Source organism: Francisella sciaenopsi (assembly GCF_045862875.1).
Lineage (GTDB): Bacteria > Pseudomonadota > Gammaproteobacteria > Francisellales > Francisellaceae > Francisella > Francisella sciaenopsi.
Genome location: NZ_BTHG01000004.1, coordinates 58,746 through 75,335, shown reverse-complemented (window position 1 = coordinate 75,335; position 16,590 = coordinate 58,746). Strand labels below are relative to the sequence as shown.

The following is a 16,590-nucleotide window of genomic DNA, read 5'->3' as shown; positions in this document are numbered from 1 at the left end:
TCGATACATTAAGAAATTATATTTACAAATTACAATTATTTTTATTTACTTTATCGACATTTTTATAAACTTTTTTTATGTAAGGATAAGATATTGCGGCAGGTATTAATGAATATAGTTCTTTAAAGACTCTCAAAATTAATTGGCTATTAGATGGCTTATATGAAGATTCTGTTAAGCTACTATATTTCCAATGTACTCGAGCAAAACTAGGTAGTTTCTTATTTACAGATAAATAAATTTTTTGAAATTTGCTATTTTTGAATTTTAAATGAATTAAACATCTCTCAATTTCTCTTTTAAAAGCTAAGGATATTGTATTCGTATGCTTTTTTGTTAAAGTCCAGTTAATATTGATATTCTCTTTATGTTTTGATGTAGTCATGTGTTGCCATAATGGAGGTACGTATAGCAAATCTCCTTCATTAAGAGTAATTTTATAATAATGTTTATTGCGTAAATTATTTTTCATTGGATTAAATATTGTGAAATTAGACATGGGATAATTTCTAACATGAGTATTTGGGGAGATTAAAAGCCACTCTTTTTCACCTTTGACTTGAATAGTGAAAACGTTTTCTAAATTACTATCATAATGTAAATGGTTAATATTGTTGCGAGAATTAAGCCAAAATCTGACAGGATGACTATTTTTAAAGGATGATTCATTTTCAATAAGATCAAGAATAAATGATGGAAGTTCATAATCATCTTTTAAAAAGTCAATAGTAGCTGTATAGTATACTTTAGTAGATTTTACTCGAGGATCTTTTTGTAGAGCATTTCTTAAATAATTTTCATCCCATTTTTTTAAGATTTCCCAGTCTTTAGCAAATTCACGGATAATTAAGGGCCTCTCTATATCAAAATATTGCTGCATAAATTCTTCCGCTGCAATATTTCCATGTGTTTCATCAATTTTTAAATTTTCCACTTAAATTAATTCCTCTATATAATGTATATTTCGTGAATAGTAAATGATATAAATCAATGCTAAATGTAATTTAGAAATTATCCAAAATACATTTAATACAGACGAAATACTATATATTAAGAATAAATTGGTCAACTATTTTATTTTTTCTAAAAGTTAGAATATTAAATATAAGATCAATATAAATGTTTAATCTTTGTTATATTGATTTGCTAAAATAACTAGTATAAATATTCTTGTTAGTTAAATATGGCGTTATATACCTATCCATCAAATAAACTTGAGTATCTAGTTCAAGTTTTAGCAAAACTTTTAGATGTTGAAAAAAAAGATTTATTTACACCGACACAGCTAATAGTTGGTAGTCGTGGTATGCAACATTGGTTAAGTATGCAATTAGCACAATATCGTAATATTGCCATGAATCTTAAATACGACATGATAAATGGTTATATACTTGATATCTGCTATGAGCTCACAGCGAAACAAGAATTTAAAAAAGCATACACAAAAAATATTTTAGCTTGGAGAATTTTTAGAAGTTTAGATAGTATCAATAATCCTAAACTTCAAGAGTATTATTACAATAGTGATCTTAAGAAATATCAACTATCCGTTAAAATAGCAGAAACATTTTCAAAATATATATCATATCGAAGTGAGTGGTTGCAAAAGTGGGAGCAGGGCGAGTATATAAATCCTGCTAAATCAGAGAGTGATGAAGATTGGCAAATGCTACTTTGGCAGAAGCTTGTTGAAGATGTCTCTGAGACACCATACAAAGTCCAAGCAGAAGCACTCCAAAAGCTCAGTCGACAAAACTTAGAAAAACTAAATATACCAAATGATATCTATATATTTGGGGTTAATACCATATCTCCCAAAAATCTTGGCTTTGTATTTGAGTTGGCTAAATATATTGATGTTAATATTTTGTATATTAATCCATGTAGTGAGTATTGGTATGATTTACACAAGAGCAAAATTTCAGCTTGGCTAGATAGTGATGATTATGAGCTTCAACCTCTTTTGGCAAATCTAGGTCAACAAGGTAAAGAATTTTTTAACCAGCTTCTAGAAAATCAAGAAAAGCAAGAGTTAGAAATCTTTGAAAAATTTGATAAAAATTCGTTAGATTTTGAGAAACTTGCTGATAATGACCAAACACAGCTAGTAAGTCTACAGCGAAATTTACTGGAACTAGATTGTCAAAACCACGCTAAGCAAAAAGATTTAAGCATCAGTATTAGCTCATGCCATAGCCCACTTAGAGAAGTACAGATTCTACATGATAAGCTTTTGGATATGATCAAAGCAGATCCAAGTATTAAGCCTAGAGATATTTTGGTAATGTGTCCAAATATTGAGGATTATTCGCCGTATATTGATAGTGTGTTCTCAAGGTTTCCAACAGATAAAAAGCTCCCTTGTTCTATAGCTGATAGAACGCTACTTGATTCAGAGCCTTTAGCTACTAGTTTTATAGAATTATTGCAATTACCAGAGAGTAACTTTGAAGTTAATAAGATACTTGATTATCTAGCTGTACCAGCAATTCAGCAAAAGTTTAAAATTACCGATGAGCAATTAGAAACTATTCGCTATTGGTTAAAAGAGTCATGTATTCATCATGGTAATAATGGTCAGACATTCTCATGGAGCTGGGGACTTAAGAGATTGATGCTAGGGTTTAGCTATAGTGATAGCAATCATATTATCGATGATAAACTAATGACTATACCTGTGATTGAAGGTAGTGAGATTGTCGAACTTGGTGGCTTGTATGAGTTGCTAGAGCTGTTAGAAAAATATTCACAAGAGCTGCTTAAGCCAAGAAGCTTAGAAGCATGGCAAGACTATCTTTTGGGGATGTTTGAAGATGTTTTCGATGTAACTAGTGATGAGCAATATATTGCTAAGAAAATCAAAGATATAATCGTAAAGACAGTTACTACAGCTAAAGATGTATTGCTAGAGGAAGAGATTGATTTGTATACAATTAGATACTGTCTGATTTCGCAGTTATCTGAACCAATTATCAATAATCATTTTTTAAATGGTAAGGTAACATTCTGCTCAATGACACCAATGCGTAATGTCCCTTTTAGAGTGATAGCGATGCTGGGTTTAAATAATGGTAAGTTCCCACGCCAAGAATCTGCGATTAGCTTTGATTTGATGGCAAGACTTGGTAGAGTCAAAGGTGATAGAACTAAACGAGATGATGATAGATATTTATTTTTAGAGGCTATTACATCTGCTCGTGATTATTTGTATCTTAGTTATATTGGCAGAAGTGTTAAAACTAATGTTGAGCAACAACCAAGTCTAATACTCAAAGAGTTGACTAGCTATTTGGATTTGAATTATGGTTGGGAAAAGGCGGATATTAAAGAATATCCATTACATCCTTTTAGTTCTAAATGCTATGCCGATGAATACAGAAGTTATGATGAGGCTTGGCTGAAGTTGTTACAGTCAGAGCCTAAGGTGTTTTTTGATTCAAAGTTATTAAATAATGGTGTTAATCTACCAAAGAGTTTAAGTATCTCAAAACTTGTCAAAATCTTTGATGACCCTATTAAGGCTTATACAAATTACGGCTTAGAACTATATTTAGAAGACGACTTCGAAGAGTTAGAAGACAGTGAGCCATTTGATATTAATAGTTTAGATAAACATAAATTTAAACAAGATTTATTAAAGACCTTTGAGAGTGAGAAAGACAAAGAATTAACCATAAAAACAGCTAAGCTAAGTGGGAAGCTTCCAGAATCTGTACTTACTGAAAATGAGATTAATAACGAAGTCGAAAATATTCAAAAGTTATTAGATAAGGCGAGTTTAGCAAATTATGAGTCTAAATATTTTCATCAAGAGATATTAGGATATGAGTTAGAAGCTAGTTGTTATATTAGAGATAATCAAATTTTGTTATATACAACCTCAAAGCTTGGTATTAAGCATCAATTTGAATTGTATTTGACAACACTATTAGTGGCATTATCAGAGCAACAAGATATCTCTGCTACTTATGTTTATTTTGATAAAGACAAAAATCAAGCAGATGATATTACTTTTGCTATAAGTTATTTAGGTGCAAAAGAGTTATTAGAGAAATACCTATTAAATGCGGAAAAGATAGTATCTAAACCAAGCTTAGTACATTTAGATTTAGCCAAAGCTATAATAGAGCATATAAAAGAAAGTCAGAAAAAAGATGCAAATCTTGTTGAAAAAACAACTAAGCAAAAACAACAAGCTTGGGAGGGTGCAATCAAATCTTCAGAGTCTAATTACAAAGCATTAGAGAATAATAGTTATTTCAAACTTTTTTATAGTGAGCATCCAAAGATAGATGATTTTGATGGTGAAAGAATTTATAGAGACTTTTTTGAGATCATCAATAATAGAGATTGAGTCTAAGCTAGTACAAGTACAGCTAATAAATTTTGATTATAATTTCAATGTATATAGACCTAAATAGGTTTTGTAACTAAAATAGATTTTCATGTGATTTGTAGAAATACTTTAAAAATTAGTTTTATGGCAATTATAGAAAATTTACTGCTTAGTGATGATAATGTAGCATTTCACCCAAATCTTGGTAATAGTTATCAGCTAAATAGTGTAGCTAAAGAGATAATAGAGTTATTACAAATAGATAAGACCAAGATGGAAATAGTTAAACATTTAAGTAAAGAGTATGATATCTCTTTAGAAGAGCTATATATAGACGTGAGTGATTTTATATCAAAGCTAAAGTTTTATGGATTAATTTAGATGAAAATAGCGATAAGTGGCTTAAATAATACAGATAATCCTGCCCCAGGTATTCCTGTCGCAAAGAGTCTAAAAAATGAGTACAACTTAATAGGTCTAAGCTATGATGCAAATGAGCCGGGTAATTATCAAAAAATGTTTGATAGCATATATATCATGCCTTATCCATCATCTGGTTTTGAAGAGTTAAAATCTAGACTCCAACACATTAAAAAAGATCATGATATTGGAGCTATTATTCCAAATCTTGATTCTGAGCTACCTCTATATATTAAATACCAAAAAGAAATTAATAAACTAGGTATAAATCTTTGTGTACCATCGCTGGAAAGTTTTGAGCTTAGAAATAAAAGTAAGCTTAGTGAATTAGCGAATCGATTAAATATAAAGTATCCACAAACTTGGGAGATAAACTCTATATCAGACCTTCAAGAAATATCATATAAGCATAGTTTTCCATTAATGATTAAAGGAGCTTATTATAAATCTATAGAAGCTTTTAATTTAGATGGTGCGATTGATGCTTTTATAAAGATCTCAAATGAATGGGGGTTCCCAGTATTACTACAAAAACATGTTTATGGTGAAGAGCTTAATTTAGTAGGTGTTGGCGATGGTCAAGGAGAACTCAAAGGTGCAGTAGCTATAAAAAAACTTACAACTACAAATATAGGAAAAATTTGGCTTGGATTGACTATTCGGAATGAGAAGCTATTAAAAGTAGCAAAAGACTTTGTCAAGCAAACATTATGGAATGGACCTTTTGAACTAGAGTGTATGGTAAATTCAGACAATGATATACATTTGATAGAAATAAATCCAAGATTTCCATCATGGGTATATTTTGCTACTGAAATAGGTGTGAATTTACCTAAAATGGTAGTAGATATCATGAGTGGTAAACAAGTTAAGCAAAATTTGGATTATCCAATAAATAAAATGTATGTTCGGTACGTAGAAGAATTGGTTACAGATTTTGATAATTATAAAAAGTTGTTTTTAGCAAAGGAAATAAATGATTGTGAAAAAAGCATATAACAAACCAAGCATTAACAAAATTGATTTTTCAATGTCATCAAAATATGGGTGTACTTTTAAAAAACAAAAAGTCAGAAAAGATATCGATGGCGTTTTAATTGAAGATTTAGTAAAAAAATTTGGTAGCCCAATATTTGTATTTTCTGAGAAGAAAATAATAGAAAAATATGACACTCTTTATAATGCTTTTTCAAGTAGGTATTCCAATGTCGAATTTAGCTGGAGTTATAAAACTAATTATCTAAATCAGATATGTAAGATATTCCATAAGCTTGGCTCTTCTGCTGAGGTAGTTAGTGAATTTGAGTATCAAAAAGCTAGAGCTTTAGGCATAGCTGGTAAAGATATCATTTTTAATGGACCTTACAAGCCTAAACAAAGCTTAAAAATAGCAGTTAGGGAAGGAGCAAAAATACATATAGATAATCTATTTGAGTTAAATGACTTAGAAGAGATAGCTGATGAATTAGGTATGAAAATCCCAGTAGCAATTAGAATAAATATGGATACTGGTATATATCCTTTATGGAGTAGATTTGGTTTTAATTACGAAAATGGTGATGCTCTAGATGCAGTTAGACGTATATATGATAATAATAAGCTATATTTAATAGGAATACATGCGCATATTGGTACCTTTATGTTAGATGTGAATGCTTATAAGATAGCAACTAGTAAAATCATGAAATTGAAATCTCAAGTAGAAAATAATTTTGATTGTGAGATAGAGTATATTGATTTAGGTGGGGGTTTTGCGAGTAAAAGTAGTCTTAAAGGGATATATCAGTCCCCAGAAGTAGTTGTACCATCTGCTGATGAATACGCTTCGGCAATTACAGATACTATTTATGAACTTAATCAAAGTCACAAATTTCCAAAATTATATATAGAAGCCGGAAGATATCTAATAGATGAGGCTGGATTTTTGTTAACTTCTGTGTGTGGCTGGAAAAGGTTTCCTGATGGTAAAAAAGGATACATATTAGATGCAGGTGTTAATAATCTATATACTTCAACATGGTATAACTTTAATGTCGAGTTGGATAAAGAGTATATGGGAGAGAATGAGCCATCACTATTAAATGGTCCATTGTGTATGAATATTGATATTATTGAAGAAAATTTAATGCTACCGCCATTAGATAGAGGTACTGTCATATCTATATCACCTGTTGGCGCATATAATTATACCCAATCAATGCAGTTTATTAGATATAAACCAGCTGTAATTTTGATTGATAAGAATTCTCAACCACGTGTTATTAAAGAAGTGGATAATTTAGAAACTGTTAACTTTAGAGAAATCTAATGAAAGGCTGAAGATTGAAAGAGTCATTAATAGGTATACTAAGATCATATAGCTCTATATTGTTTTTAGATAGCCGTGTTGCTGCAGTGATTGTGTTATTTGTAACCTTTATAAATCCAAATATTGCAATTAGTGGTGTTTTAGCAATAATCACAGTAGTTTTTTTTAGAAAATTAGTCTGTGTTAATAGAGAATACTTAACAAGTGCATTTATCTATAATCCACTTTTGTCAGGTATGGCAGTTGGATTTATCTTCCCTTTATCATTAGAGAGTATTTGTCTAATAGTTATATCTGCAATTATTACTTTTATACTAACGTTTTTATTTAATAAGCTTCTAAGTGTGTATAGGTTGCCAGTATTGTCATTACCATTTGCAATTGGATCTATAATTGTCTACTTAGCATGCACTAAATATCATGGGCATTTAGGGTTTTTTATCCATGATTTTTCTAAATATGATATTAATTTACCATTAGAAATTAGTGGTTTTTTGAAATCTTTAGGTAGTATTTTCTTTTTAGCAAATAATATTGCTGGTTTAGTTCTACTATTGCTTATTTTATTCTTCTCTAGAATTATGTTTACTATGGCTTTAGTTGGATATTATTTTGGTGTTTTTATTCATGGAACATTGATAAATTCATATACTCTAGCATTTCACGATATGTATGCTTTCAACTATATCTTAGTTTCTATAGCTATTTGTGGTATTTTTTTGATAGCAACTTTGAGGAATTTTTTAATAGCCCTTATAGCAGTAGCAGTTTCTGTTATCATTGCAGATGGTTTGAGCGCATTTTTTTATCATTCTATTCCTGTGTTTACATTGCCTTTTAGTATAGTTGTCATTTCTTTTATATTTATTCTTTATTTAATAGGTTATAAAGAATTTAACTACAAAATTGAAACAACTCCAGAGAAATCTTTATTGTACTACTTAAATACTATCTTTAGATTTGGAACAGTTTATACAAAGATATCATTACCATTTGCAGGTAAGTGGACTGTGTATCAGTCATTTGATGATGATTGGACTCATAAAGGACCATATAAATTTGCTTATGATTTTGTTAAACAAAAAGATGGAAAAACATATATAAATGATAAAACATACTTAGAGAATTATTTAAGTTTTGGTGAATCTATTTTATCTCCGGTAGAAGGCTATGTCATAGCATGTAGACATGATTTGATTGATAATCCAATAGGTCTGGTTGATAAAGTCAATAATTGGGGGAACTATATTCTTCTTAAGAGTAATTCAGGATTTTTTGTTGAGATTAGTCATATTATGCAGTTTTCTCTTAAAGTTAAAATAGGTGACTACGTTAAAGTAAATGATATTTTGGCAAAGTGTGGTAATAGTGGTTATTCTCCAGAGCCTCATATACATATTCAAGTTCAGAGCGATGCTACTCTTGGAAGCGCTACTAGAGAATTTTGTTTTAGAGAGTATCTTAATGGTCAGAGATTACATTTAAATTCTTGCCCTAGTAAATATCAGGAAATTAGTTCTGTAATAATAGATAGGGGAGTTAGTGCAAAATTACATTTTATTTTAGATGATAAATTTAGATATGATGTTTTTGAAAAAGGCTTGTTTAAGGAGGAGATTATTCTTACTGTTAAGATGAGTAGTATGGGAGAATTTTATTTAGAAGATGAGCATAAGAATCAGTTATATTTTTATAATGATATAAATGAGTTTTATTTTTATAATTATATTGGTAAGGATTCTTATTTAAAGCAATTATTCATACTAGCTCCGAGAATACCATATATTAATAATGATGGAGTTTTATTTGATGATTTTCTACCTGTTGGAATCATCAAAAGTTCACTGCAGACTAAGATAATTGGATTAATATCTAGTATAAATAAAAGCTTTTCAAAATTTAGAGTAGAGTATAAGTATGCTGATAACTCTATTAATTCAGTATATGGTAAAGTTTCATTCGATTTGAATTATAAGGGTTTTAAGAGCATGGAATATAAAAATATTAAGCTAGAGAGAGTATTGTAAATTAGATATAAATAAGTTCTACGTTCTACCATATATAAATACTAGACTCTTTATTCAAAATTGATAATGTCTGATATTCTTTGCAAGCTGTCTTATTTGCACCATAGCAAACATGTAAGGGAATTAAATGTTCTTCACGCGGATGACAGTATCTTGCATTTGGAGCATCCTCCCAGTTAATCAATTTATGGGTTCTTTCTTGTTCTGTCAAATTTCTATTTGAGCAAGTATCGACTAGCCATTTTTCAAAAGATTTATTCATTTCATTATTTTTGTCTAAAGAGGTATTAAAAAAGGCTCTCATATTATGAAATGAAAAACCTGATCCAATAATTAATAAATTAGGTTGATCTAATTGTGAAATTGCTTCACCTATATTTATATGTTGAGAGGGATCTAAGTTTTGGTTTAAAGATATTTGAATACAAGGTATATCAGCATTGGGATACATTATTTTAAGAGGTACAAAAAGGCCATGATCGAAACCTCTATCAAAATCAAGTTTACTTGGTATTTTAAGGTTATTAAAAATGTTATATAACTTATTTGCTAATTCAGGATTTCCGAAAGCTGGATATTTTATGTTATAAGATTCCTCAGGGAAACCATAGTAATCATATATCAAGGAGGGATTTTGTTTAGCTGTAATTGTTACTATAGGCTCTTCCCAGTGAGCACTAATAACAATTATTGCTTCAGGCTTTTTGAATTTTTGAGATAATGTTTGTAGAGCATTAACGAGTTCTTGATGGTTTTTATCACCTAGTAAAGGAAGAGGTCCTCCTCCGTGAGATATAAATATTGTTTGGTGTTGATTTTGTTGCGTAGACATATCAAAAGATTTCCTTCTAAGATAATTATTTATATAGAATTATGTTATACAGTTTTAATTTCATGAAATAAAGAGCTATTTTGAGATCAATAGTTTTAAGGTCTAGGATCATATGGAAAATAGAACTACAGAAATAAAAAAAATATATAAAGATATTTATATAAGTTTAGAAATTGCAATAGCTGCTTGTATATGTTTTTTGTTTGGTTTTTATCTATCTGAGTTGTTGCACCGAGGTCAGTCTGTAATTGGGGGTTTTTGGTGTTTGATAACAGTCTCTACAATTTTACAATTAAGTATTAGAGATTCTTATTTGGCAGCTTTTCAGATATTGACAGGTTCGGTTATTGGTGGAATTACAGCATTTATTTTCACATCTATTTTGGGTTATCATTATTATGTTATGATTTTGGCTGTGGCAATTAGCGTTCTTATTACAGCTATTTTACATCTTGAAAATGCTATCAAAATGAGCAGTGCAAATGCAGGGGTGATTGTTGCATTAGGATTATATCAGCCAAGTTATTCACCTTTTCTAAATACTGGTTTACGCTTGATAGAAACATTTAGTGGTACAGCAATAGCATTGTTTTTTATATTTATTAGTAGAGTTCTTAAAGTAAGAACTGATTAAATATTAATACTTTTGTTACTTATAATATATATCGTTTTAAATTTCATGAAACTATGCTTAAATGATTTGGTTTAGTGTTAATTTTTATATGGGAAATTTAAAATGAAAAAATTTTTAAAATCAGCTTTGCTACTCTCAACTGTGTTAGCAAGTTCTGCAATGGCGTGTACAGCTATTACACTCAAAGGTAATGATGGAGATGTTGTCGCAGGTAGAACAATGGAGTGGGGATTCACTTGGGATTGGAGTCTAACATATATTCCAGCAGGAACTTCACATACCTTGACTGCACCTGTAGATCTAAATTTACCAGCAAAAAAATATTTATCTAAATATTCTATATTAGGAATAGGATTAGCGATAAATAAAGATAACTTTGCGATACTTGATGGACAAAATAATCAAGGGCTTAGTCTTAGTGCTAATTATCTACCTGGTTTTACTCAGTATCAACAAGTTGATAAAGATGATAAAAATTACGCTTCAATTTTAGAAATAGCAACTTATATTTTAAGTCAATATAATAGTATTAATGAAGCTAAGAAAGGTTTAGAAAACATCAAAGTTTGGAATGATAAGTCTACAGATGTAAATGGAGTGGTTCCAGAACTTCACTTTTTGATATCAGATAAAAGTGGAAGCGCGATAGTCGTAGAGTATGTTAAAGGTGAAGTACATTTCTATCAGTTAGAGTTAGATCTGAAGGTTATGACAAATGCTCCTACTTATGATTGGCATTTAGTAAATATTAGAAATTATCTGAACTTGTCAAATAAGACTGTATCACGTATGAAACTTTATAATGAGAATGATGTAGTGCCAAATCATACTTATAAAATTATGGATGCATTAGGTCAAGGCAATGGGATGTTGGGTATGCCTGGTGATTACTCTCCACCATCTAGGTTTATTAGAACAGCAGTATTAGGCTATTATTCTAATAATGATAATATCAAGGATGAAAGTACTCTAAATAGAGTAGCTCACATCTTGCATAATGCTGATATACCTAAAGGTGTAGTAGCTGAAAACATAGGTGGTAAAACATATTATGATCATACAGTATTTACTAGTATCAAAGATCTAACAAACGATACTGTTTATATAAATATTTATAATAATCCGCTTAATTCAGTATCTATAAATTTAGATACTTTAGATAAGAATCATACAAAAGCTTTTGTTAAAAATATTAAGCAACTACCATATCCAAAGTCTGACATAACTAGCTCTTTAATATCAGCTTAGAATATAACATGATATAGTTGCTTAAATTAGAATTTCTCGTAGTTGATTAATTACTTAATTTCACTATTATAATATTGTCCTTCAGTTCAATAGCTCCTTTGTCTGGGTAGATTGGCATATTAGTAGCTAAATATTTTGCTTGTTTTATTTGTTCATGAGTGGGCATTTGATAATATAAACCTAGCCAGTGCATGAAATAGTATGCTCTGTGATTAAGATTACTATCTTGCCATGATTGATCAGGAAAAATATTACTAAAAAGATCTAAATCGTTAGATGTATGAAACGGTTGTTTAAGAGTTTCTTTTATAAAATAGTTATTTTCAATATTTTTTGATGCTACAAATACTATAGTAGTATGGTAAGTACTGTTTCCATAGGTATGATAAATATCTTGATAAATTGATGTTACAATCCTTTCATTGTATTTTTGAGCCATATTTTCACTATATGTTAACTTGGATATTTGATTGAAGTTAATTAATGAAATAAAAATGCTTACAGTAAGGATTATCTTTTTGTATTGAAAGGCTCTGTAGCATACCACAGCCATTAATGCGATGCTAAAAGGAATTGCGAATAAGGTTCTTAGAGGCATTGGAGATAAAAATAGTAGTGGCATTAATATCGGTATGATCAAGCTTGCTAATACAAGTAAGAAACTAGAAAATCTTATTTTAAATAATAAACTAATTAGTAAGATAAAGCACAAGCCATATAGTATAGTAAATTGTGATGTTAGTAATTTATATAAATAATCAGTAAGTCTAACTATATTGTCCCACAATGATTGATTATTTAACCAACCATCAAAAGTCAAACTCAGATAGTTAGATTTTGGGATGAATAAGTATATGATATGTGTTGTTATAAAGTATGCAATTAAAGCTATAAGTATTACCACAAAAACTAGTGAAAGATGATTGCGTATAGTCTTTGTATTAATATCGGTATTTAATCCACTAACTATCAGGGTAAATATAGCACCTTCAAGAAAAAGAATTATAAAAGCCTGATATATACCTAATGCTAAATATAGAAATATAATGCTTATAATAATAGATCTATACCTATTTGAGTTTTTGTAACTTAAGGTTAGGTAATAAAGTGATAGAGCTGAAAAAATAAACCCTAAACCTACAAACATGCTTTGATTAAAGAAGCTAAATTGAAAAATATAGATCGGCGATATTAGATAAAATACTCCAAAAATAATAATTAGTGTCTTGTCAGAGTTTAATTTGGTTATGATTAATATCCAGATTAAATATGAGAAGAACAAAAATATAACCGCAAATAGAGAGTTGAAGTATGGAGTAGGTTCACTTAAAAAAAAGGTGAAAATACCTAGTATTGGTCTACCTAGTTTTATAAATTGTATATATAACGGGTATAAGAAATCACTGTTTCCTATATCGTAGGTTGCAAGTTCAGTATCTATAGTGATGTTCCACGAAAATATAAAGTAAGCATAACTTGCGAATGCAGATATTGCAGTGAGTATTACTATATATTTATTTGATTTGATAGTATCAGAAAGTTCTAAAATGAATTGTCTCATAATGAGGATTAATAAGCCCTTACTTGAGGAATTGCATAATACTACAGTATTTTTTGGGAGATGTTAACTTTTTGTAATACTAAAAAATTATGATTTATTATTGTAAATGTTTGATAGACTCCTAAAATTTTGGATATATTTGATATTCTTATAAAATAAAAATTGAAGGTATTAAATATTTATAATAAAAATCATTCGTTTAATTCAGCCAATCTTCTTTTCATCATAGCTAATTTTTCTTCAGTACGTAAAATTTTTTCCTCTAAAAATATTTTTTCATCATATTTAGAAAGGGTGAAATCAAACTCATGACATTTATGTTTATGGCACTTGCCTTTATTATGTTTGTGACATTTATGCATATTTTCATGTTCCTTTTTGCAACAATCTTTTCTTTCTTCATTATTACAACAATGATTATGTTTGCTCATTTTGTTTCTCCTTATGAGTTTTTATATTAGTAGAAATTTCAAAATTCCCACCTTCTATTTTTAATGCCCAGCCTTTTGTTAGAGCACTCGCGACAATGTATCTTGCTTCAGCTATAAGTCTAGAAAAGGTTGAGCTAGATATATTCATACGTTCAGCAGCATTTGCTTGCTTCATATTTTCAACATCAGCCAGTCTCAGTGCTTCAAGTTGATCATAAGAAAGAGTTATTTGTTGTAAATCTTTCATTCTAATCGCTTGAGGTTTATAGAATAATGACGATGGCTCATTTGCTATACATCTTTTGATTCTTGGTCTTGGCATTTTGTCTCCATTATGAATATATATGCATAATAAAGTATATCATGACAAAACCTTAAGTAAATATGGTTATGGGTATATATTCATAATTTGGGTTGGCGGTTAATTATAGAAAATACATTTAAAAAGATTAATAAAAGAATTAATACATGAAGTATTAGCAGATTAGGTTTGTATTTCATAATGATACAATTAGTCAGAAACTTAAATACTATTATCTAGATCACTTACAACCGAGATTACAGAATAACTACTTGGAGAAAAAACAACCGAAAAATGATAGTGAGAGTTTTGTTTCTTTGTCATAAATTTTATTGGAATATCCGGAATAATTGAAAAATCCATATTAGAGTATTCTTTTAAAAAATCATTAGAAGCTATATTTAATTCAAATAATTGATTCTCTTGGCTCTCAAAAGATTCTTTTATCCTTCCGTCAGAAGTAGCATTAGTTACAAAGATCTGCTCATTATCATTTAAAGATCTAAGAGTTACTCTTATTTCGGAAGCATTTTTACCAAAAGTAGAGTCTAGTATATGGCATGATATTAAGTTCATAATAAATCCTTATTCAATACTTGCATCATCTCTACGCATAGTCATATCTTCTATCACAGGAGTTATAACACCTTTCGTCAAAACATTTATACATGCTGGTTTATTACTGGCAAAAGCTCTTTCTAAAGCAGGTACGATATCTTGATATTTTTCAACAGTTTCAGCATATCCACCTAGTCCCTCTATCATCTTGTCAAAAGGAATGTTTCTAAAATCAGTTGCAAAATGAGCCTTGTTAGGAAACATACGTTCTTGTTGTTCAGAAATACAATCTAGCCCCATATTATTATCGATAACAACAACTATAGGAATATTTTGTTCAAATGCTACTTCTATCGACATTCCACCAGCCATAAATGCACCATCACCACTGATTACAACAACACGAGCATCTTTATATGTGTCTTTAGCAGCTATAGCAAAAGGAACTCCAACACCAAGCATACTATAGCTAGAAACATTTAGTATACCTGCTAATTTCTGATCAAAAGCACCTGCTATATTAACGCCAATTTCAGCCCAAAAGTGAGTATTACCACCGTCATAAACTAGCCAGTCATTCTCTCCTAGGACTTTTTGAACTTCTAAAGAAAGTCTTAAAGGATGTACTTTTTCATTTGTACCATCTTCTCTACCTGTTTCATTTTCAAACTCAGCTAAAACTTTCTTAGCCCAATCTTTACGATGTTGCTGAATAGAATCTAGCCATTGTGAAGATAATGTCCACTTGTTATCAGTTTTTAATTTCATTAAGCTAGATAAAAATGCGTTAGGATCACTTAATAAAGCTGAGTCTGCATTTTTATTAAAGATGATTTCTTCATCAGAACCATTTATGCAGATTAGGTGACTTGATTTAGAAAATAGAGGAGGATTGCCAAACTCCAAAGTGTTATCTAATACACAGCCTAGAGCAATAATTACATCACATTCATTAAAGGCATAACTAGCAGCTGGATTTTGATGCTCATCTGTAAACCCTATATATGCTTTAGCATTTTGTGGTAATATTTTTTTGTGCTCAGACATATTAAATACAGGTATATTTAGCTCAGAGCTGACTTGCTCTAGAGCCTTCTCAGCATGAGACCACCATACACCGTGTCCGACTACAAACACAGGTCTTTTTGCATTTTGAATTATATCTAAAATATTAGCTAATCTTTCAGGATCCGGCCATGCTCTATGAGTTGGTTTATTATGCCATTTGATTGGTCTTTCATCTTTACCAGCATCTTCTGGGAATGACGCAAACATAATATCAACAGGAATACTAATATGAACAGCTCCTGGATAACCATTAGTCGCTATAGTCCATGCTCTGTCAACAACTTCTCTAATTCTTAGACCATCTGTTACCATTACGCTATATTTTGTTAGAGGTTCTGCGATTGCAACATCATTTATCTCTTTGAATCCTCCAGCACCTTTTCTTCTTAGTGTACTAGATGATGTGATATATATTATTGGAGTTCTTTCACCCCATGCCTCAATCATTGCTCCTATAGTATTTGCAAAGCCTTCAGGACCTACAAAGCAAACAGTGGGCTTACGTGTTAAACGACAATAGCCATCTGCAAGAAAACCAGCTACTTGCTCGTGTGGACAGTTAATTGTTCTTATATTATATTTCATCATGCCCTCTAGCCCAGCATTACAGAATCCTCCAGCTAGAGTAAAGACATTTTCAACACCTTTTTCTTTTAGAACAGATGCTAGAATAGTTCCCCCACGAACATAATTATCAGCCATAAATAATCTCCATATTAAAATAACGAATCGGATGAAACTATTTTAGCATGTGGATATTTAGCCAAGAAATAATATTTTGAGTCATAATAAATTAAAACTTGATTTATATGTATGAGTAAATGATTTCAATAAATCTTCAAAGTTTCAAAGATAGATAATTTTTA

The 16,590-nt window shown here is 30.0% G+C and carries 14 protein-coding genes; 7 read left to right on the top strand and 7 right to left on the bottom strand.

Annotation, left to right across the window (positions count from 1 at the left end):
• Window positions 1-22 precede the first annotated feature (22 nt).
• Entirely contained in the window at window positions 23-934 is a 912-nt protein-coding gene (locus ACKTR7_RS05695) for a cupin-like domain-containing protein (protein ID WP_407877414.1), read from the bottom strand.
• 249 nt (window positions 935-1,183) lie between these two features.
• Between ACKTR7_RS05695 and recC the strand changes: the two genes are divergently transcribed.
• The 5 genes from recC (at window position 1,184) to ACKTR7_RS05670 (ending at window position 9,091) form a co-directional block, all read left to right on the top strand.
• Window positions 1,184-4,354, top strand: coding sequence for an exodeoxyribonuclease V subunit gamma (recC, locus tag ACKTR7_RS05690; protein WP_407877413.1), 3,171 nt, complete (start codon window positions 1,184-1,186; stop codon window positions 4,352-4,354).
• A gap of 126 nt (window positions 4,355-4,480) precedes the next feature.
• The gene (locus ACKTR7_RS05685) at window positions 4,481-4,717 is read left to right on the top strand and encodes a PqqD family protein (protein WP_407877412.1); all 237 of its coding nucleotides are present in this window, start codon (window positions 4,481-4,483) and stop codon (window positions 4,715-4,717) included.
• Window positions 4,718-5,755, top strand: a complete 1,038-nt coding sequence (locus ACKTR7_RS05680; protein WP_407877411.1) for an ATP-grasp domain-containing protein — start codon at window positions 4,718-4,720, stop codon at window positions 5,753-5,755.
• Window positions 5,733-7,064, top strand: coding sequence for an alanine racemase (locus tag ACKTR7_RS05675; protein WP_407877410.1), 1,332 nt, complete (start codon window positions 5,733-5,735; stop codon window positions 7,062-7,064). Before ACKTR7_RS05680 ends, ACKTR7_RS05675 begins: the two co-directional genes overlap by 23 nt.
• A gap of 14 nt (window positions 7,065-7,078) precedes the next feature.
• Window positions 7,079-9,091: an urea transporter gene (locus tag ACKTR7_RS05670; protein WP_407877409.1), complete on the top strand. Its 2,013-nt coding sequence runs from the start codon at window positions 7,079-7,081 to the stop codon at window positions 9,089-9,091.
• A gap of 25 nt (window positions 9,092-9,116) precedes the next feature.
• Here the strand turns inward: ACKTR7_RS05670 and ACKTR7_RS05665 are convergent, their stop codons facing one another.
• On the bottom strand, window positions 9,117-9,923 hold the full coding sequence (locus ACKTR7_RS05665) for a DODA-type extradiol aromatic ring-opening family dioxygenase (protein WP_407877408.1): 807 nt from the start codon (window positions 9,921-9,923) through the stop codon (window positions 9,117-9,119).
• A gap of 112 nt (window positions 9,924-10,035) precedes the next feature.
• Here ACKTR7_RS05665 and ACKTR7_RS05660 point away from each other — a divergent pair, with 112 nt between their 5' ends.
• Both ACKTR7_RS05660 and ACKTR7_RS05655 read left to right on the top strand, forming a co-directional pair.
• Window positions 10,036-10,557, top strand: a complete 522-nt coding sequence (locus ACKTR7_RS05660) for an FUSC family protein (protein WP_407877407.1) — start codon at window positions 10,036-10,038, stop codon at window positions 10,555-10,557.
• A gap of 102 nt (window positions 10,558-10,659) precedes the next feature.
• Window positions 10,660-11,805: a choloylglycine hydrolase family protein gene (locus ACKTR7_RS05655; protein ID WP_407877406.1), complete on the top strand. Its 1,146-nt coding sequence runs from the start codon at window positions 10,660-10,662 to the stop codon at window positions 11,803-11,805.
• Window positions 11,806-11,851: 46 nt separating this feature from the next.
• On the opposite strand, the gene ACKTR7_RS05650 is transcribed toward ACKTR7_RS05655, so the two are convergent.
• From ACKTR7_RS05650 to ACKTR7_RS05630, 5 genes are all read right to left on the bottom strand, one after another.
• Window positions 11,852-13,366, bottom strand: coding sequence for a glucosyltransferase domain-containing protein (locus ACKTR7_RS05650; RefSeq protein ID WP_407877405.1), 1,515 nt, complete (start codon window positions 13,364-13,366; stop codon window positions 11,852-11,854).
• A 191-nt stretch (window positions 13,367-13,557) separates the two neighbouring features.
• Complete coding sequence (locus tag ACKTR7_RS05645) at window positions 13,558-13,797, bottom strand: hypothetical protein (RefSeq protein WP_407877404.1); 240 nt, start codon at window positions 13,795-13,797, stop codon at window positions 13,558-13,560.
• Window positions 13,784-14,119 carry a DUF134 domain-containing protein gene (locus ACKTR7_RS05640; protein WP_407877403.1) on the bottom strand — a complete coding sequence of 112 codons (336 nt, stop codon included), beginning with the start codon at window positions 14,117-14,119 and terminating at the stop codon, window positions 13,784-13,786. Before ACKTR7_RS05640 ends, ACKTR7_RS05645 begins: the two co-directional genes overlap by 14 nt.
• Window positions 14,120-14,320: 201 nt before the next feature.
• The gene (locus tag ACKTR7_RS05635) at window positions 14,321-14,674 is read right to left on the bottom strand and encodes a hydroxyisourate hydrolase (protein ID WP_407877402.1); all 354 of its coding nucleotides are present in this window, start codon (window positions 14,672-14,674) and stop codon (window positions 14,321-14,323) included.
• 9 nt (window positions 14,675-14,683) lie between these two features.
• Window positions 14,684-16,426: a thiamine pyrophosphate-binding protein gene (locus tag ACKTR7_RS05630; RefSeq protein ID WP_407877401.1), complete on the bottom strand. Its 1,743-nt coding sequence runs from the start codon at window positions 16,424-16,426 to the stop codon at window positions 14,684-14,686.
• Window positions 16,427-16,590 lie beyond the last annotated feature (164 nt).